The organism is Flavobacterium sp. (assembly GCF_039595935.1).
In the GTDB taxonomy this organism is placed as follows: Bacteria; Bacteroidota; Bacteroidia; order Flavobacteriales; family Flavobacteriaceae; genus Flavobacterium.
The window spans coordinates 990,643-1,010,141 of the sequence record NZ_JBCNKR010000004.1; the positions used below are offsets into that span (position 1 = coordinate 990,643).

13 protein-coding genes and 1 other RNA gene are annotated in these 19,499 nt (G+C 32.9%); 4 read left to right on the forward strand and 10 right to left on the reverse strand.

Annotated features, from left to right (window positions below):
- Positions 1–14 precede the first annotated feature (14 nt).
- The 5 genes from ABDW27_RS04295 to ABDW27_RS04315 all read right to left on the reverse strand — a co-directional run bounded on the left by ABDW27_RS04295 (position 15) and on the right by ABDW27_RS04315 (position 10,792).
- Positions 15–1,595, reverse strand: coding sequence for a RagB/SusD family nutrient uptake outer membrane protein (locus ABDW27_RS04295; RefSeq protein ID WP_343694729.1), 1,581 nt, complete (start codon positions 1,593–1,595; stop codon positions 15–17).
- A 10-nt stretch (positions 1,596–1,605) separates the two neighbouring features.
- Positions 1,606–4,638: a SusC/RagA family TonB-linked outer membrane protein gene (locus tag ABDW27_RS04300; RefSeq protein ID WP_343694730.1), complete on the reverse strand. Its 3,033-nt coding sequence runs from the start codon at positions 4,636–4,638 to the stop codon at positions 1,606–1,608.
- A gap of 328 nt (positions 4,639–4,966) precedes the next feature.
- Positions 4,967–5,992, reverse strand: coding sequence for a glycosyl hydrolase family 18 protein (locus tag ABDW27_RS04305; protein ID WP_343694731.1), 1,026 nt, complete (start codon positions 5,990–5,992; stop codon positions 4,967–4,969).
- Between the two features lie 70 nt (positions 5,993–6,062).
- The gene (locus ABDW27_RS04310) at positions 6,063–7,586 is read right to left on the reverse strand and encodes a SusD/RagB family nutrient-binding outer membrane lipoprotein (protein WP_343694732.1); all 1,524 of its coding nucleotides are present in this window, start codon (positions 7,584–7,586) and stop codon (positions 6,063–6,065) included.
- Positions 7,587–7,597: 11 nt separating this feature from the next.
- A complete protein-coding gene (locus tag ABDW27_RS04315) occupies positions 7,598–10,792 on the reverse strand; it encodes a SusC/RagA family TonB-linked outer membrane protein (RefSeq protein ID WP_343694733.1) in 3,195 nt (1,064 codons plus the stop codon).
- 270 nt (positions 10,793–11,062) lie between these two features.
- Between ABDW27_RS04315 and ABDW27_RS04320 the strand changes: the two genes are divergently transcribed.
- The 3 genes from ABDW27_RS04320 to ABDW27_RS04330 all read left to right on the forward strand — a co-directional run bounded on the left by ABDW27_RS04320 (position 11,063) and on the right by ABDW27_RS04330 (position 14,411).
- Positions 11,063–12,115: a histidine kinase gene (locus ABDW27_RS04320; protein WP_343694734.1), complete on the forward strand. Its 1,053-nt coding sequence runs from the start codon at positions 11,063–11,065 to the stop codon at positions 12,113–12,115.
- Positions 12,105–12,806, forward strand: a complete 702-nt coding sequence (locus ABDW27_RS04325) for a LytTR family DNA-binding domain-containing protein (RefSeq protein WP_343694735.1) — start codon at positions 12,105–12,107, stop codon at positions 12,804–12,806. Before ABDW27_RS04320 ends, ABDW27_RS04325 begins: the two co-directional genes overlap by 11 nt.
- A gap of 168 nt (positions 12,807–12,974) precedes the next feature.
- Positions 12,975–14,411 (forward strand): MFS transporter, encoded by a 1,437-nt coding sequence (locus ABDW27_RS04330; protein ID WP_343694736.1) that lies wholly within the window; start codon positions 12,975–12,977, stop codon positions 14,409–14,411.
- Between the two features lie 116 nt (positions 14,412–14,527).
- On the opposite strand, the gene ABDW27_RS04335 is transcribed toward ABDW27_RS04330, so the two are convergent.
- The 5 genes from ABDW27_RS04335 to ffs form a co-directional block, all read right to left on the reverse strand.
- On the reverse strand, positions 14,528–15,022 hold the full coding sequence (locus ABDW27_RS04335; RefSeq protein ID WP_343694737.1) for a hypothetical protein: 495 nt from the start codon (positions 15,020–15,022) through the stop codon (positions 14,528–14,530).
- A 91-nt stretch (positions 15,023–15,113) separates the two neighbouring features.
- Positions 15,114–15,770 (reverse strand): fructose-6-phosphate aldolase, encoded by a 657-nt coding sequence (fsa, locus tag ABDW27_RS04340; protein WP_343694738.1) that lies wholly within the window; start codon positions 15,768–15,770, stop codon positions 15,114–15,116.
- A 278-nt stretch (positions 15,771–16,048) separates the two neighbouring features.
- The gene (locus ABDW27_RS04345; RefSeq protein WP_343694739.1) at positions 16,049–17,131 is read right to left on the reverse strand and encodes a hypothetical protein; all 1,083 of its coding nucleotides are present in this window, start codon (positions 17,129–17,131) and stop codon (positions 16,049–16,051) included.
- Positions 17,132–17,148: 17 nt separating this feature from the next.
- Entirely contained in the window at positions 17,149–17,952 is an 804-nt protein-coding gene (locus ABDW27_RS04350) for an SDR family oxidoreductase (RefSeq protein WP_343694740.1), read from the reverse strand.
- 276 nt (positions 17,953–18,228) lie between these two features.
- Positions 18,229–18,326, reverse strand: an RNA gene (gene ffs / locus ABDW27_RS04355) — signal recognition particle sRNA small type.
- An 88-nt stretch (positions 18,327–18,414) separates the two neighbouring features.
- Between ffs and ABDW27_RS04360 the strand changes: the two genes are divergently transcribed.
- A complete protein-coding gene (locus ABDW27_RS04360; protein WP_343694741.1) occupies positions 18,415–19,464 on the forward strand; it encodes a glutaminyl-peptide cyclotransferase in 1,050 nt (349 codons plus the stop codon).
- The last annotated feature ends 35 nt before the right edge of the window (positions 19,465–19,499 follow it).

Below are 19,499 nucleotides of genomic sequence, written 5' to 3' on the forward strand. Positions count from 1 at the left end.
AATTTTTATGTTTTTTAGAAGTTAGGCGCTGCTTTATCCCACCAAACTCTTGTTCCTCCGTTGTCTAGTCCTCCAAGTTTAGCAACTCCTGTAGCAACACCACCAGAGTTTCCAGCTTTTTCTGACTGTACATAGTTGATTCTTCGTACACCTAACTCAGTTGTAATTGTTCCTCCACTATAGTTTTTAAGTACCGGGAATAATTTTGGATAACCAGTTCTTCTGTAATCAGACCAAGCTTCTTGTCCTTCTGGGAAGTTAGCAATCCATTTTTGAGTGATGATTTTTTGAAGTTTTACCTCATTTGTAGCAGCAGCATCCCAAGCAATTGTAACATTATTTACAGCTGGAGAATTATTTACAGGGAAATTAGGATCAACATACGCTTTTGGAGTTTTTGTATTATCTGCAATATATGCAGCGGCTCCAGCAGCACCACGCTGCTCAAATGAAGCTGTAATACCTGCTTCGTATAATGCTTTAGCGTCACTACCTACATTCCATCCTCTTAATGCTCCTTCTGCTCTTAAGAAATAAACTTCTGCAGTAGTCATTAAAACTACTTCTTTAGTTTTAACAACAGCTCCAATTCCAGAGAAATCCTGGTGATCAGACTTTGCTGCGATATCAATTCCTGTACGAACTCCTTTGTATTGTCCAGGGAATTGAGTTGAAGGATCAAAATAAGTTTCGATTCTAGGATCTTGATATCCACCCATAATTGACTCCATATCAGCAGACATACGGATATCTAACCAAGCACCGCTAATTGTTGAGATTGGGTTATTATATACCGGAGATACAATTTTAAATAAATCCGCATTTGTTGTAAATACTCCAAACTTTTGAGCAACAGCTTTTTCTGCCTGAGTTTTTGCTAATGCAGGGTTTATTTTCACAATACGCATTGCTAATCTTAAACGTAAACTATTTGCAAATTTAACCCATGCTTTATAGTCTCCTTTGTAGTTAGATAAATCTGTAGATTCAAAACTTGTAGCTTCACCAGCATCAACTCTTTTAGTTAATTCTGTTACAGCAAAATCTAATTCGCTGAACATTTGGTTGTAAACTTCTTCTTGTGAATCGTATTCGATTGTAGATTCAGTCGACCCGAATTTAGAATAAATAATTGGTCCAAAGGTATCTGTTAATCTGTGCATTCCTTCTACTTTCAGGATTAATGACAATGCATAAAACTGATCGTATTTTCCTTTCGATTTTTGAGCAATATCATACGCATTAAACATTACGTTACTGTATGCATAATCCCAGATAAATCCGTTCCAGCCATCAACTAATGCATAAGTTGTATTATTTATTCCTCCTGCAAATCCAGTAGGAGTTGCCATGTAACCAGACCAAATATCACTATTTAAGTTTTGCTGTAATTGATATACCCATTCTGGAGTATATACATAAATATTGTTAAACATTGGAGCAAAACCTCCTTTAATATGGTTAAAATCCTGTTCAAATAATTCAGGTGTAATACCGTTAGGATTGGTATTTATTTCTTCAAAATCTCCTGTACAACCTACTGCCGCAAGCAATGACATACAGATAGCTGCTTTTGTTATTTTATTTAGTTTCATGTTTTTAGTATTAGAAAGTTACATTTAAATTAAGACCGATACTTCTTGTAGATGGTAATCCGTAAATATCAACACCTTGTAATCCTTCGCCTGTACTTAATGCAATGTTTGGATCAAACGGAGCATCTTTATAAATAAAGAATAAATTTCTTGCTATTAATGAAATACTAGCCGTTTGAATAAATGGTAATTTTTTAGCATTGAAATTATATCCGATAGAAACTTCTCTTACACTAACATTTGTAGCATCATAAACATATTCTCCAGTAATCCCTGCTCTACCACCAACCTGAGTATAGTATAATTGTGCATCCATTGTTGAAACCGGAGTTCCGTCGCTTGCTCTAACTGCGTTTACTTTTACACCACCAGCGTTTCTAGCATCACCAGTTGCTCTAGATACACCAAATGCATCGTTTTGAGCTTGAGTTAAACTCATTACTTCACCACCAAAACGTCCGTCAATTAAAACATTTGCAAAGAATGAACCTACTTTAAATGAGTTAGAGAAACCTAACATGAAATCTGGATTAGAATTTCCAACTTCTTCAAAATCTGTTTTTTGAATAGTTCCATCATCATTTAACAACATTCTTCCCTGAGCATCTTTTTTGATGTTTATACCTTCAATAACCCCAAATGGTCTTCCTTCAATTAAAGCATATCTGTAACTGTTTACACCTGCTTCTGTTAAGTTTACTCTTCCTCCTAATTCAGTTGGAATTTCTTTTACTTTATTCTTATTTTGTGAATAGTTTACACTTGCATCCCAAGAGAATTTTTCTCCTCTAAAGATTCCTGCTGTAACAACTGCCTCAAAACCTTTGTTTTCAATACTTCCTGCGTTAATTCCGTAGAAATCAACACCAAGTGCATTTCCTTTTGGAGCAACAACTTGTAAATATTGGTTTTTAGTTTCTGAGTTGTAGTATGATAATTCAAAATTGAATCTGTTATTGAAAAGTCTCCACTCAGTACCAAGCTCATACTCTGATTTTAATTCTGGTTTTAATGAAGTTCCTTCTTTTGGAGCTACTTTTGGTTTCGGATCCGTAACACCAGGAGTGTAGTAGTAAGTTGGAACTGTTACGAAAGGATAAATATCATTTCCTACTTCTGCATAAGTTGCACGTACTTTACCATAATTAATAAACTCAGGCATAGTAACCATTTCACTAAGAATAGCTGTTAAACCTACAGATGGATAGAAATATCCTGCATCTTTTGTATTAACTAAAGTTGATGACCAGTCATTTCTAGCAGCAAGATCTAAGAATAACATATCTCTGTACCCAAAAGTTGTAGCAGCAAATACTGATTGTACTTCTTTTTGATTATCAATTGTTTGGTAATTTCCAGAATTGTTGTTGAAGTTTTGCAATGTAAACCAGTTAGCATATTTTAAACCTCCACCAATTCCTGAATCAAGGATGGTTTTTTGATTTCCTAAAGTATTATTAACGCTTGTACCTACGTTTGCGTTAAAACTAAAGTTTTCTCCAATTTTTGTATTGATCGTTGCAATTAAATCTGCATAACGTTGTGTACTTAATGTATTTTCTACATAATATCTACCATTGATATGAGAAATTGTTCCTTGTGTAGTAGCGTAGATTTTTTTGTCGAAACCACTCTCAATTCTATTATAGCTATATCTTGCAGCAATGCTTAACCAATTGTTTGCTTTATAAGTTAAAGATAATGCTCCGTTGAAAAAGTTGTTTTTATCTTCAGATTTATTTCTGTTGATTCCCCAATATGGATTTTGCATAATATCTCTATTAGTCATCCAGTTTTGAGCCATTAAGTTTCTGTTTGGATCAAAAACTTCGAAATTATTTTTATAATAATTGAAGTCATTTCCTCTTGGCATTAAATAAACTCCTGTAAGCGGGTTGAAATAGAAACCGTTTACTGGTTTATTGATGATTGTTTGAGAAGTATAATTTGCATTTGCAGCAAAAAGAAGTTTATCATCAAAGAATTTAGCAGTCTGACGAATACCAAAGTTATTTTTCTTAATACTGTTTCCTGGCATAACACCTTGTCCTGAAGTATTAGAGTAAGTAAATGCTGTAGAAGAATTTTCAGCAGCAGTAGAATAACCAACTGATGTAATTTGAGTATTTCCTGTTTCGAAGAAATCTTTTACATGATCTTTTGTTTTTTGTTTTGCTCCCCAGCTTTCGTCAGCCCCTGGTGCTGCGATATAATCACTTTGGAATTTTGGTAAATAAGCAGCACTTTCAAAAGTTGTTACTGATGAAACAGTAAGTAATGGTTTTCCAGCTTTTGCTTTTTTAGAAGATAACAAAATAACACCATTTGCTCCCTGGCTACCGTATAAAACAGAAGCTGCAGCACCTTTTAAAACTGTCATTCCTTCGTAATCATCAGGATTGATAAGCGAAACAACATCCCCTCCATCACGGTTACCAGTAGCTGTACTACCAAAACTGTCATTTGGCTGTCCTGAAGTACCGTTATACAAAGGAATACCATCAATAACATATAAAGGCTGGTTATTAGAAACAGAAGAGTTACCACGAATAACTACTTTTGTAGATCCACCTGTACCACTTGAACTTTTAGTTACAGCAACACCGGCAATTTTACCAGCAATAGTATTAATAACGTTTACGTCTCTTACTCTTGTTAACTCTTCACCTTTAAGTTCCTGAGCTGCATAAGTTAAAGATTTTCTTGTTTTCTTGATACCTAATGACGTTACAACAACTTCTGTAAGTGCATTTGATGCCGCTATCTGCATTTTCACATTAATTGTAGCAGCATCGCCTACAACTATATTTTGTGTTTCAAGACCAACATAGCTAAAAACTAATGTCTGTCCTTTTTGAACCTCAATTGAGTACAAACCATCAAAATCGGTAGTAGCACCTTTTTGACCTCCTTGTACAGCAACAGATGCACCTGGTAATGGCATCCCATCAGAATCTGTAATCACACCTTTAACATTTTTTACCTGAGCAAGCGAAACCTGCGCAGTAAAAACAATCATAAAGATTAAGAAAATTTTTTTCATGTTTATTTATTTTGTTAGTTATGAGGTAAAATTATTCTTAAGGGATTGTTAAAAAAAATATATTATACAAACAGCTGCAATTTTTAAACGAACGACATAAATCATTCAATAATCCGCTACTCGAAAACGTATTCGTTTCTATAAAAAGCACAAAAAACAGCATTTACGACGATTTTATTCTAAAAACTTTACAATTCATTAAAAAATATTCAATATTCACAAATATTTAAAAATCCGATATTTATATAAAAAATTTCGCTTCTTATTAATTTTAATAATTAAAAAGAAGCGAAAAACTTACTAATTCAAAAGCTTGTAAGAGAGACTTTTAGTTTCCGCACATACCTGAAGTTTTAAATTTTAAATTGGTATATTTTTTATGAATAACATCCAGCAAAGAATATTCACCAAAAGAATCTTGTGCTAATTCCCAAATCATTATTCCTCCTGTATTTTCAGCAGCGTATTCGACTTTTCTAGAAATTGTCGACCTCCCGTTGTAATATATTTTTCCTATTTCGTCCTGATCCGCAAATTGTGATCCTGCTTGAACAATTTGTCCGAAAGTAGAACTCGTAACTTCCGGATAAGTAAAATTGTATCCGTAAAAAGGAACTCCAAGAGTCAGTTTTTCACTTGGAACATTCTGTTGTTTATGCCAAAAATCAATTCCGTTTTTTGCAAATTCAAAAGAACTATGCTGTTCTGCTTTAGTTGGACTCCATGGTCCTGTACTATCATATGCCATGATATTTATAAAATCAAAAGCATTCAATGCTGATGAATTTATATTTTCAAATCGGGTATTGTTTGGCAATGCTGCGGTTAGAAGTTTCTTATTTTCAGTTAAACCTTTTTTTAATTCAACTACAAAACCACTGTAGCCAGATGTTACAGCGTCCCATTCGAGATCAACATCAACTCCATCTAAATTATGGTCTTTGACAAATTTTAAAATATTTTGAATAAATGCCGGTCGGTTTTCTGGTTTATCAATCAAAAACGACCAATTTGAAGCTTGCTCTTCTGAAATAACTCCGCCTGCGAGCGAAATACTTACAATAAGATTTGGATTAGCCGATTTTGCATATTTAACTACTGCATCAATATCTCCTTGAAAAACTATATTTCCGTTTTTATCCGGATTTGCAAATGCAATATTCAAATGTGTCAATTTACAAAACTGAATCGAAGTAATTTTACTGAAACTATCTGTAGATAAATAACCAACAACTCTTGCTGTTTTGATTTTTGAATCTTTAGAATCATGTTCTTTTTCACTTGTACAGCTATATACTGAAAAAAGAGAACTTATATAAAAAAGGATGCCTAATAAGGCTTTATTTTTTATCATAATTGTTTGAATTTAATTAGAATGAAAATATGACCTCATTAGGCATAACTTTATATGTTTAGGATTTTATTTAATTGGCATCCCACCAAACTTTATTCAACCAGTCATTTGTTCCTCCCATTCTCGATAATGCTTCTTTATAATTTTTCTCATTTTTCTGCATTTCATCATTAGGATAGTACAAACGTTTTGGCGTAACTCCTCCTGTTTCAGAATCTGGATTTGTAATTGGAATTAAGACTGGGAATCCTGTTCTTCTCCAGTTTGAATACGCTTCAATACTATTAAAGATATACGTAATCCAAAGTTGTGTAGAAATTTGTTTCATTTCTTGTCCAGCTACAAGTGGTTTAGCATTTAAATAAGTATCGATTGCAGCTTGAGTTGCCGGTGTTGCACCATAAATTTCTAACTGCTTAATACCTGCTTCAACTCCTTTTTTGTAATAATCTGCTGCAGAACCTGTAACCCAGCCTCTAAATGCAGCTTCAGCAAGTAATAATTGAGATTCTGAATAACTTACATGCAAGAAAGGCGTAGTTTTTTGTTTGAAATAAGATTGAATTCCAGATGTTGAACTTGCTCCCATTGGAACTTCCCATTGAAATAATCCTGGTTTTACGCCTTCATAAGGTGTTTCACCTGGCTGCAATGGTGCTCCCCAAGCAAGGCTGCTTGTTGTTTTTGGAGTTGCGTACATTGGTAATCTTGGATCTCCGTTATCTCTTAAAAAGTCAATAACTAAAGTACTAAAGTGATCTCCGTTTTCATTTCCAACAAGTGCATACGCTAATCCATTTCCTCTAAAATCAATCGATGCAGGATCATCATTAAAAGTAGCATCTAAATGTTTCATGATACAGTTATCAGCATTACTTGTAAAAACTCCTGCCGCTAAAGCAGCTTTTACCTGTTTTTCTGCTTCTGCCGGTTTAACCTCAGAAATTCTCATTCCAAGACGTAATCTTAATGTATTAGCTAATTTTTTCCATTTTGCAATATCACCTCCATAGAATAAATCTCCTTTTACAGATCCGCCATTAGCATTTAACTGATTGTAAGCTTCTTCTAAATCATGAAAAAATGAAGTATAGATTTCTTCCTGAGTATCATATCTAGGCGTTACGATTCCTTTAGAAAAACCTAATCCAGCTTCAGAATAAGGAATATCTCCGTAAATATCAGTAATACGCTGTGCTACCATTACTCTCATAATTTTTGCAACAGCATTCATATTTACAGCAGCTGGATCCCCACTAGTTTTATCCAAAATATCAACTACGTTTTTTAATTCATTTTGGTAACCATTTCTCCAAAGTGCAGTTGCATAACCGTCATCTTTTTTGAATTTACTTCCAAATTCAGTCACGTTCCATGCACCTGCATAATGTTGCACAAAACCTCCTGAATAAATTAAATTGGTTCTCCATTGGTAAAACCCGTCACCCGACATACACAATTGGGTAAACGTAAGCTGCCCAGCCGGATTTGCAGATAACGCAACCGGATCTTTTTCCAGTTCGTCAAAATTATCGGTACAGCCTACTGCAGTAAACAATGTGAGTGCGGCTATAATTATTTGTTTAAATTTCATAATTTCTTTTTTTAGAATGCAACTTTAATATTAAAACCGTACGACTGTCTAAATGGTAATGAACCATATTCGAATCCTTGTCCGTTTCCAGAAGTATACATTGATTCTGGGTCAATATTTGGAAGATCTTTATTGAAAGTCAATACGTTTCTTGCAAATGCCGAAACATAAATTGAGCTTATTTTATCTCCAAAAACACTTGATGGAATTGTATATCCTAAACTAATCTCTCTCAATTTCACATAAGATGCATCATAAACGAATGGCGCTGGTGAATTGTTGAATACTGTATTCCAGTAATCCTGAGGATTTACAGGTTTTGTATTTTTTACATAAACCGGATTTGCTGCCGTTCCTGTATTTACAACACCTTCTGCAACATAACCTGCTGTAGGAACCCATGTAGACTGGCTAAAGTTCGGATCGTTTGCAATTGCTTCTTGTCTGGCATGGTTGTAAGCATCTCTTCCTTCTGTAGTTACATCTAAAAGTCCTTTTGTAGCTGCTAATGAGTTTGTCATAGAATATACATCCATCCCAAATTTCATATCGATTAAGAACTGAAGCGTAATTCCTTTATACGTAAATCTATTTGTTAAACCTGCAGCCCAGTCAGGAAGTCCTTTTCCTAAAGCTACTTTTTCATCTGTAAATAATGGTAAACCATTTGCAGCTACTACTTTGTCTCCATTTTCATTTCTTAAGAAATCTCTACCCATAATAGTTCCGTATTGACCGCCAACCTGAGCCACAACAGCTGCTCCAGCCCAACGAGCTTCAGAAATAGTATACGTATTAATGTCTGGATGTAATGAAATAATTGAGTTTTTGTTTTTAGAGAAGTTCAAATCAATTCCCCATTCAAAGCTGTTTGTTTTAATTGGAGTACCTGATAAAAACAACTCAATACCTTCGTTACGTAATTTTCCGGCATTTACAGAAATGTACTCATATCCTGATGTTGCAGATGAAGGTAAATCAAGTGTTTGATCTGATGTATCTTCACGATAAACTGTAATATCAGCTCTTAATCTGTTTTTGAAGAAAGCTGTTTCAAGACCAAACTCAACTCCTGTTTTTGACTGATATGTTAAATTAGGGTTTGGTGCCGCTGTATTCTTAATATTTACAACACTCTGCCCGTCGTATGAAGAAAAAGTAGTATAGTTTAATGCATTTTTATAAGCTCCCGGTGAGTTTGAAACCTGTGCCAAAGATGCTCTAAATTTACCGTAAGAGAAAGTATCATTTTGAATATTAAATGCATCTGAGAATACGAAACCTAACGAACCTGCCGGATAAAAAGCACTTTCATCTCCACTGTAAATCACACTAAACCAGTCATTTCTTCCTGTAAACTCAGCATATAAATATCCTTTATAATCTAATTTTGCTGATCCGTAAACTGAATTTGTTCTTGTTTGAGTTACAACAGGAGCATTTTCTGTCTTATTTACAAAGTTACTGATGTATTCAGTACCCGGTTCAATAATTTTTGTTCCAAATCTTGAATTTTGATCTCTTTTAAAATCTCTTCTACCCGTACCTAAAATTCCAGAAAAAGTTAAATCATTTGCTAATTTAATGTTGCTTAAAGTAGCAATAATATCTGTATTCATTTCTGATACATTGATATTATTTAAACCTAAATATCCTTCGTCTCTTCCTGGCCATGTACTTCCTGCCGCCATAAAATCTTTTGAACTAAAACCATACGTATCAAGACCCGTTCTGAAAGTTAATGCAAGCCAGTTTTTCAATTGGTAAGTTCCAGTAACATTTCCGATAAAACGATTTTTTAAAGATGTATTATGATTTGCTTCTGTTACAAAATATGGGTTTAACAAATAAACATTGCTGTTCCATGGATAAATCTGACCTGTTTCTGCATTTTGATAATTTTTCAACCAAGCCTGGTCAATATTTGGAGCTAAACCACTTAATGAATATCCAACGTTATTAGGAGAATCTCCAAGAGCTGGTCTGTTGTTTGTGTTTTCAGCTATATAATTCACATTAGCATCTAATGTAAATTTCTCTGATTTTAATGTAGCGTTTAAAGTTGCATCGTTTCTTTCTAACCCAGAATTTGGAACGACGTCATTATTTTTTAGGTTATTGAAACCAAAACGTACAAATCCGCTGTCATTTCCACCAGAAATAGCAATACCATTTGTTGTAGTAACTCCGGTTTTAAAGAAATCCTGAATATTATTGTCAACTCTTGCATACGGTTTCATAGAACCGTCAAATATTTTCACTTGTTGTCCTACTGATTCAGAGAATTTTGGACCCCATGCATTTGTTGTATAACCATAGATTTCTGTTGGAGCCTTTGCAGGATCTGGCAAAGCACCATTTGAACCTGTTCCATATTCATTTTGATAATCAGAATATTTAGCATCTACTTTGTCAAAACTTACTCCGCTAGTTAATTCTACACGAATTTTTCCTTTACTTCCTTTTTTAGTTGTAATTAAAATTACACCATTCAAAGCTCGAGAACCGTACAAAGCCGCAGCAGCAGCTCCTTTAAGTACTGTTAAACTTTCAATGTTGTTTGGATTAATACTCGAAATACCGTCTCCGTTATCACGACCATCAAACCATTTACTTGTTGCTGCGCTATCATTATTCAATCCTGAATTATCGATAGGAACCCCATCTACAATATAAAGAGGCTGGTTACTTTCGCCAATACTAGAAATACCTCTAATAATAACTCTGGTACTTCCTCCAACACCTGTAGCAGGTATAGATACATCAACACCGGCAATTCTTCCTGATAGAGCTGAAGTTACATTAGTCGTAATGGCTTTGTTTAACTGTTCTCCTTTTACGTCCTGAACTGCATAACCCAATTCTTTTTTCTGTCTCTTAATCCCTAACGCCGTAACAACAACTTCATTCAGATTTTGTGCGTCCTGAGATAACACAACATTTACTGTAGAAGAAGCGCCAACTGTTACAGTTTTAGTTTTAATACCAATATACGAAAACACTAAAACATCTCCTGCAGATGCCTGAATCGTATACACACCGTCGTAATCAGTTTGACTGGCCGTTTTTGTACCCTGAATAAGAATACTTACTCCTGGCAGCGGCAATCCATTTTGATCGCTTACCAAACCTTTGACTGTTTTTACCTGCGCAACAGACAATTGCGCCGTAAAGACAACCATAAGGATCAACATAATTTGTTTCATTTTTATCATGGTTTTGATTAGTTAAGCGATAAATTTATTGTTAAGGTACTGTTAAAAAAAATATTTTATACAAACGGTTTGAATTTTTAAACAAACGACATAAAACATTCAACATTATGTTTTACGAAAACGTTATCCCAATAAAATAAAATATCAATATCGTTTTTTTACAAAATTTTATTCAAAAGAATTGCGATTTACCCAGTAATTGTGTAAAGTTGCACAGTAATTACAGCGCTTTGCAAATAATAATAAAAAGTTAAATAAAAGTTGAACGAAATTCGAAAACTAAAATTTGATATTAAACTTCAAAACCATATTTGGTTTTGGGGTTCTTATTTCACTCTCAACTTTTTACGATGGGGAGCTTATTTTAATGATTATCCCTATTCGTTTAAATCGAACTTAATTGAATTCTCGCTGCATATACCTTTAGTATATTTCAATCTTTTTGTTTTGGTACCTAAATATGTATTAAAACAAAAATATATTACCTACACTTTTTGGCTGTTGGTAAGTCTTTTTGGAATTTATTTATTAAAAACTGCCCTTACCTATTATATAGTATCCGAAAATATCTGGCCAGAAGCGAATCGTGAATATCATCCTTTTGAAATAAATCATATCGTTGCCGTTTGTATTGGCGAATTGTATGTTTTGGCCATGGCTTCATCAGTTTATCTAACTTTGACCTGGCTTCGAGAAAGAGAAAGAAACAGATCGCTGCGAGAAAATCAGTTTAAAATCAAACTGAAATATTTAGAGAATCAAATTCAGCCGCATTTCTTTTTCAATACCTTAAATAATCTATATGCCTTATCTCTGGAATCTTCGGATAAAGTTCCGGATGTAATTATCAAACTTTCAAATTTGATGGAATATGTGCTGTATGATGTAAAAGGAACCAAATTTGTTCCGTTGATAAAAGAAATTGATTATATTCAGAATTATATTGAAATTGAGAAGTTACGTTTTGAGAATGTAGAAGTTACAATCAATTTAGAATCAAATATAGAAGATGTGGTTGTTCCGCCGCTGATTTTCATTTCATTGGTTGAAAATGCCTTTAAACACGGCGGAGTGAACAATAATAACTTTAAAATTAAAATCAATTGTAAGGTTACTGACAATAAAATGTTAGATTTTGAAATCTTAAATAATTTTGTAATTTCACAAAATGTTAAGTCTAAAGGCGGCATTGGTTTAGTTAACACAAAGAAAAGACTAAAATTAATTTACAAAAATAATTTCAGCTTAAAAGATAAAACAAAACTGAATTACTATATAATTCGTTTGCAAATACCTATTCATAATGAAAATTAAATGTGTATTGATTGATGATGAACCGCTGGCAATCAAAGTACTGCAAAATTACTTTAACAATTTTACAGATTTTGAAGTTATCGGAACATTCAATAATTCTTTAGAGGCTCTGGATTTTATAAACAGTACTTCTGTAGATGCCGTTTTTCTGGATATCAATATGCCCATGATGACTGGTTTCGAATTAATTAGTTTAATAGAAAACAAAACTAAAGTTATCATAACAACCGCATTTAGGGAATTTGCAGCCGAAAGCTACGATCTTGACGTATTGGATTATTTGGTAAAACCAATTCCGCTTCCGAGATTTATAAAATGCATTAATAAAATTACAACCGAATACAATTTAAAAAACAATATTAAAATTGATGTCACAAAAGGCGACTCGCATATTTTTATCAAAGTCGATAAAAAAATGATGAAAATTAATATTGAAGAAATTCTTTTTATCGAAGGAATGAAAGAATATATAAAAGTTGTAACGCCTGATAAAACCTATATTACTCACAAATCCTTGACATCATTATCTGAAGAATTACCGGGAGATCGCTTCTTGCGCATCCATAAATCGTATGTAATTGCTTTAAATAAGGTAAAATCTATTGAAGGAAACCGCATTCAGATTCAGTCTTATACCATTCCAATTGGTAGAAATTACAGTAAAGACGTCAAAAATAGAATTCTCGAGTAAAATTTTAACATTTCTAACTACATATAAATTAACACATTGTTGAATAAATAAGGTTGTTCGTTTAAATTTAACATTATTTTCAATCAATAATTTTTTTTTGATTCATGTAACAAATATATTTACGGTCTTCAAAAAACACAATATTAAAAAATTAACCTTATTACAATTATGAGTTCAGAAAATGTTCAAACCAAATGGGGACAGTTTATCCCACTAGTTATCGTGTTCTTCTTTTGGGGTTTTGTTGCTGCCAGTAACGATATCTTAATTCCTGTATTTAAAACGGCTTTTAATTTATCTCAAGGAGAAAGTCAATTAGTTTCGTTAGCATTCTATATTGCTTATACAGTAGGATCCTTAATATACATGGGAATTTCAGTTTTAATCAAAGAAGATTTAGTTAACAAAATTGGTTACAAAAACGGTCTATCATTAGGATTACTTATTTCTGCAATCGGAACATTATTATTTTATCCTGCAGCAAATACAGGTTCATTTCCTTTAATGCTTTCAGGTTTATTCATAGTAGCTTTAGGATTTTCATTACAGCAAACTGTTGCTAATCCGTTAGCAATTGCTTTAGGGCCAATATCTACAGGTTCTCAGCGTTTAACATTAGCAGGTGGAATTAACAACTTAGGAACTACAATTGGGCCACTAATCGTAAGTTTTGCTATCTTCGGATCAAGTACAGGATCATCAACTTTAAGTATCGAAAGTGTAAAAATCCCTTATTTAATTTTAGGACTTGCTTTCTTATTAGTTGCTATATTACTTAAATTTTCATCTTTGCCTGACAAACCAGCTCTTATCGAAGAAGAAATTGCTGCTGACGGTGCTAATACAAAAAAATCAGCTTTGCAATATCCTCAATTAATAATGGGAATGATTGCAATCTTCCTTTATGTTGGTGTAGAAGTTTCTACAGCTAGTAATTTACCCGCATATATGGAAAGCAAATTAGGATTCTTAACTCAGGAAGTTGCTCCATATATCTCTTTATACTGGGCGAGTTTAATGATCGGACGTTGGACAGGTGCAATTGAAGCTTTTACAGATAAAGCAAGCTTACAGCAAATTTTACGTTTCGTAGCTCCTTATTTAGCTTTTGGTGTGTTCTTAACGGTAAATGCAATTGCAAAACACGACTTAACTCCATTTTATATTTACGGATTAATCATTTTAGTATTAATTGCGGCTGATATTGCAAGTAAAGGAAACCCTGCAAGAATGTTATTAATCTTCTCTTCTTTAGGTATTGTTGCGATCGCTATCGGAATGGCTACAACTGGAATTGTAAGTGTTTACGCTTTCACAAGTGTTGGTTTATTCTGCAGTACGCTATGGCCATGTATCTTTACACTTGCTGTAAGCGGATTAGGAAAAAACACAAGCCAGGGAAGCAGCTTCTTGATCATGATGATTATGGGTGGTGGAGTTATCAGCTGGTTACAAGGTTTTGTATCTGAATTCATTGGTATTCAGGCAAGTTATATTGTTGGTATCGTATGTTTCTCTTACCTTGCATTCTATGCTTGGAGCGTAAGCGGAATCCTTAAAAAACAAGGAATCAATTTCGACAAAAAATTATCTGGAGGTCACTAAAATTTCAGAAATACCCATATAAAAAATCCAAATTCCAATTTTAAAAACTGGAATTTGGATTTTTTTATTTACAAAAGTTAAACTTAACTTCTTAGCACCTCAGAGTCTTAGTCGCTTTACTTAGCATTAATAATATTATTCAAATTCTTCTTAAAAATAGCTTTATTCTGGGCTGATAATTGATACACAACATCTTTATCAGCATGAACAATAACTTTATCAATATTTGCATTTAAAAGCGCCTGCGGATCTTTTATTTTCAACGTACAGGCTCCGTCAAAAAAACCATCATCCTCGATAATCTTTTTAGCTTCAATAACAGTTCCATCACTTAAAACTGCTGAAATAGTCATTTCTTTATTTAAAGTTTTAGAATAAAATCCATCCATAACCAATAGAAGTCTATAACTATTTTTCATTTCAGGGCCTTTAAATTCATGCCGGGTAATATTATACCGTAGACCTTTTGCCAAAGTTTGAAACTTGACCGAACAATCTAATTCATAAGTAGCGACATCTCCGGCATCGTTTACAGAAGTAATTACTTTTGCCTGAGCATTTATAGAAAAGCTGGCAGCAAAAAAAGACAAGAAAACCAATATTACTTTCATAATCAACAGTTTAAGTTTTATATAAAAGTAAAAAAAATCGCCTTTTCTCGTTAGAAAAAAGACGATTTTAATTTTTATAAGTATCTAAGGATTACTTGTTTCCTTTTTCAAAATCAGCTACAAACTGAGCTAAACCGATATCAGTTAATGGGTGTTTCAACAATCCGTAAATTGCAGAAAGTGGTCCAGTCATAACATCAGCACCAATTTTAGCACAGTTCACAATATGCATAGTGTGACGCACAGAAGCTGCTAAAATTTGAGTTTCGTAACCGTAGTTATCATAAACCTCTCTAATTTCCTGAATTAAGTTTAAACCATCTGTAGAGATATCATCTAAACGTCCAACAAACGGCGAAACATAAGTAGCTCCTGCTTTTGCAGCTAAAATAGCTTGTCCTACAGAGAACACAAGAGTTACGTTAGTTTTAATTCCTTTATCAGAAAAATATTTTGCTGCCATAACACCTTCTTTAGTCATAGGCAGTTTCACAACGATTTGATCATGTAATTCAGCTAACTCCTCACCTTCTTTGATCATTCCATCATAATCAAGAGCATTAACTTCAGCACTTACATCACCTTCAACAAGATTACAAATGTCTACGTAGTGTTTTAAGATGTTGTTTTTTCCTGTAATTCCTTCTTTAGCCATTAATGACGGATTAGTTGTTACTCCATCTAAAACACCTAAAGCTTGTGCTTCTTTAATTTGAGCTAAATTAGCTGTGTCTATAAAAAATTTCATAATTATTTGTTTAATTAAAAATGGTTTGTTCGTATTTCTATTTTTGTAAATTTTTCTTCAAATAAACTATTTAAAGAAATCTAGCTGCAAAATTACAAAATCAATATCAATAACGTTTTTAAAATTAAAACCATTTTAAAATTATATGTTAAAAATAAGTGTATTTTTTACATTTTTTAATTATAACCCGCCAAAGAGTACAATTGCTTAGTATTTTTTATTACTAAATTTACTCATTACAAAAAAGCAGTCACCCAAATTCAATGAAAAGTTACAACTTAGAATCTAAATTTAGCCCCTACAGACAAATCAATTCTCCATAAATTTTCAAATTCCTCATCATCAAGCTTAACAGTTTCCGTACTGCCATCTGCATATTTGTACTTTAACTTTTTCAAAACTCCTCCAACAAAACTAACTTGCGGTCCTACTAAAAAATGAGGTGTTATTCTAAAATGATACCCCATTCCGCCTACCACACCTAAATTAGAGCCCGTTATTTTAAATGGAACTCCAACTGCTTTAGCTTTATCCTGATAAGACATATATCCAACTGCTATCTCTAAATTAGCTTCACCAACTCTAGCATGTTCATCTTCTGTCAATATAAATGATGGCCCAATAAATGAAATCGTAATGTCATCACTAAAACCGCCCGTAACAATCGTCCCATCATTTAATGTGATTTGCTGATTATTAAGTGTTCCCGAAGATTTATAAACATTATATTTCAAACCAAATCCCGTTTTTCCTTCTTTAAGATAATAAGCACTTAAATCATAACTCAATCCCGATTTCAAATCTCTGTAATATTTTTTTTGTGCTGAATTTAATCCATCCGGTGACGAAGCAACTCTAAAACTCTGACCTATATTTGCTGATATTAAAAAATTTGAGGATGATTTAGATCTTCCGTAATTATTTAAATTATATTGTTTAGTTCCATCCAAAACAATCTTGGATTTATTAGTCGCCGGTACAGAATCTTTGACAATTTTAGGCTTATTATAATCTGTAACATTTTCAATTTTCAATAAATCTGCGGTAATTCGATGACAAGAACTTCCGAAAGAATGTGGATACAAATGCTCTGTAATTAATAATGCATTAGCACCGCTTTTGCGTGCTTCTATTTTTGCCTTTTCAAGTACGGTTACAAAGTCACAATTTGTAGTAAAACCAGTATCTCCAATTTTGGTAGTTCCAATTTTACTATAACTTGCCGGAAGCTCAGATTTGGAGTTAAAAACAACAACTTTCTCAGTTTCATTCAATTTCTCATGTTTTTCAGAAACAGAAGTACTTATTTTTGGAGAACAAGAACAAAAAACAATAGTAATAAGCAGTAAAAGGTATTTCATTTTAGGTTTTAATAATTTTATAACTTATAATGATTCATCAACATTTTTTCATAAACCTTATCCGGAAGCGCTCGTTTTAGTACAATCGAAAACTTTTGCATAAAAACCCCTACTTTATAATGTATTTTCGGGTTTCCTTTTTGTATAATTTTAAAAATAGCTTCAGCCATTTCATTTGGGTTACTTCCCGCATCAACATGTTCATTCATAGTTGCCAGAGTATCTCCGTAAACTTTTTCGTAAGCAGAACCTTTTATTACAGGTGCATGATAACGCCCAGAAGCAATATTAGTAGCAAAATCTCCAGGAGCAACATTTGTAATTTCGATTCCAAATTGTTTTACTTCCATTCTTAAAGCCTCAGTAATTAATTCTAAAGCGCCTTTTGATGCCGAATATACACTCCTGTAGGGTAATCCCATGTAAGCTGCAATCGAAGTAATATTAATGATCAAACCTGATTTTTGTTCACGCATTTGCGGCAAAACAGCTTTCATTACTTCAATTGGACCAAAGAAATTAGTTTCAAAATTGTTTTTAATTTCTTCTGTCGGAATTTCTTCCAAAGGTCCTGTAATTCCAACTCCTGCGTTGTTAATTACAATATCTAATCTGCCCGAAGTCTCAATAATTTTATTAACGGCAGTTTTAATAGATTCTACATTTCGAACATCTAAAGCCACTAAAGGAAAAACTGAATTCAATACTTTCTCAGGATTTCTGCTTGTTCCGTAAACAACGAAACCTTTAGCGTGCAAAAATTCTCCAATTGATTTACCAATTCCTGAGGATCCTCCGGTAATTAAAACGACTTTATTCATTTGTAGGTTAGATGTTAAATGTTATAAGTTACAAGTTAGATGTTATATGTGAAAAGTTATAAGTTATATGTTATATGTGAGAAGTTATTAGTTAGATGATATAAGTTAAATGTAATTTTCTATTATTTGATTTCATGTATTAGTTAAATTTTTAACTTTTAACTTTTCACATATAACATATAACTTTTCACATATAACATCTAACTTCCCAAAGGGGTAAAAATAAAAAAATCCTCCCGAAGGAAGACTACTTTTATACAAATTCTAAAAAATAAAAAGTGGCAAGCGACCTACATCGCACCGCTCAACCGCGTACCCTTGCTATGTTCCCATCCTGGGGGAGTCTGCAGGAGCTGGTCGTGTAGGACTTGCCGGTGCAAATATACAATCTTTTTATATTTTTGCAAGAGCTTTGTTGCTATAAAAATATCGTCGTATATTGGCTTATTCAAATTTTAAACTATGAAAAAATATAACTTCCTAACTGTCATTTTATTAGGAATTACATTAATTGGATGTAACGGTACAAAAAAAGGTGAAAATTCTTTATTTACTATTGATGATTCTGCTTTTCCAGCACATTTTCTTCCAAAAGAAGCAGTTTCAATTGGAATTTTAAACCCAAATTCGAAAGAAATTGACAGCATTGTTTACTTTGTTAACGACAAAAAAGTAGGAAGTACAAAAGGGGCTGAAAAATTTAAATTTGAATTAAAAGATCAAAAACTAGGGTATCAATACTTAAAAGCGACAGCATATTTTGGCGGAGATTCATCTGACGCAACAAAACGAATTGAATTAGTTTCTGATGTTCAGCCTAAATTATTAAAGTATAAAGTAATCAACACTTTTCCGCATGACCCGGAAGCTTTTACAGAAGGTTTAGAATTTCATGATGGTGTTTTGTTTGAAAGTACTGGTCAAAAAGAAGATTCCTATTTTAGATCTGTTGATTATAAAACCGGAAAAGTGATCAAGCAGGTTGATCTTCCAAAAGAATATTTTGGGGAAGGAATTACTTTTATCAATGGAAAAATTTATCAATTAAGCTGGCAGGAAAAAACGGGTTTCATTTATGATGCAAAAACATTGAAACTAGAAAAAACCTTTAAATATGATAAAGATATTGAAGGCTGGGGAATGACACATGATGACCAATATATTTATCATTCTGACGGAACTGAGAAAATCTGGAAAATGGATCCAAATACTCAAAAATTAATTGATTATATCAATGTTTATTCTGGTTCTTCAAAAATTAAAGCCATTAACGAATTAGAATTAATTAATGGTAAGTTTTATGTAAATGTTTGGCAGAAAGATGCTATTGCAGTTGTAGATCCAAAATCAGGAGCTGTTGAAGGAATACTGGATCTTTCAGGTTTAAGAAAATTCATAAAAGCTCCAAAAGCCGAAGTTTTAAACGGAATTGCTTATAACCCGCAAACCAAAACAATTTTTGTTACCGGAAAATACTGGGAAAAAATATTCGAAATTACCGTTTCTGAATAATATTGAAACAATATTCAAAATTTTAAATTCCAAAT

Bases quoted from the DNA above. Each gene is read 5' to 3' on its own strand.
- ABDW27_RS04330 (WP_343694736.1), top strand. From the start codon at position 12,975: ATGAGTTCAGAAAATGTTCAAACCAAATGGGGACAGTTTATCCCACTA.
- ABDW27_RS04325 (WP_343694735.1), top strand. From the start codon at position 12,105: ATGAAAATTAAATGTGTATTGATTGATGATGAACCGCTGGCAATCAAA.
- ABDW27_RS04300 (WP_343694730.1), bottom strand. From the start codon at position 4,638: ATGAAAAAAATTTTCTTAATCTTTATGATTGTTTTTACTGCGCAGGTT.
- fsa (WP_343694738.1), bottom strand. From the start codon at position 15,770: ATGAAATTTTTTATAGACACAGCTAATTTAGCTCAAATTAAAGAAGCA.
- ABDW27_RS04310 (WP_343694732.1), bottom strand. From the start codon at position 7,586: ATGAAATTTAAACAAATAATTATAGCCGCACTCACATTGTTTACTGCA.
- ABDW27_RS04350 (WP_343694740.1), bottom strand. From the start codon at position 17,952: ATGAATAAAGTCGTTTTAATTACCGGAGGATCCTCAGGAATTGGTAAA.
- ABDW27_RS04315 (WP_343694733.1), bottom strand. From the start codon at position 10,792: ATGAAACAAATTATGTTGATCCTTATGGTTGTCTTTACGGCGCAATTG.
- ABDW27_RS04345 (WP_343694739.1), bottom strand. From the start codon at position 17,131: ATGAAATACCTTTTACTGCTTATTACTATTGTTTTTTGTTCTTGTTCT.
- ABDW27_RS04295 (WP_343694729.1), bottom strand. From the start codon at position 1,595: ATGAAACTAAATAAAATAACAAAAGCAGCTATCTGTATGTCATTGCTT.
- ABDW27_RS04360 (WP_343694741.1), top strand. From the start codon at position 18,415: ATGAAAAAATATAACTTCCTAACTGTCATTTTATTAGGAATTACATTA.
- ABDW27_RS04335 (WP_343694737.1), bottom strand. From the start codon at position 15,022: ATGAAAGTAATATTGGTTTTCTTGTCTTTTTTTGCTGCCAGCTTTTCT.
- ABDW27_RS04305 (WP_343694731.1), bottom strand. From the start codon at position 5,992: ATGATAAAAAATAAAGCCTTATTAGGCATCCTTTTTTATATAAGTTCT.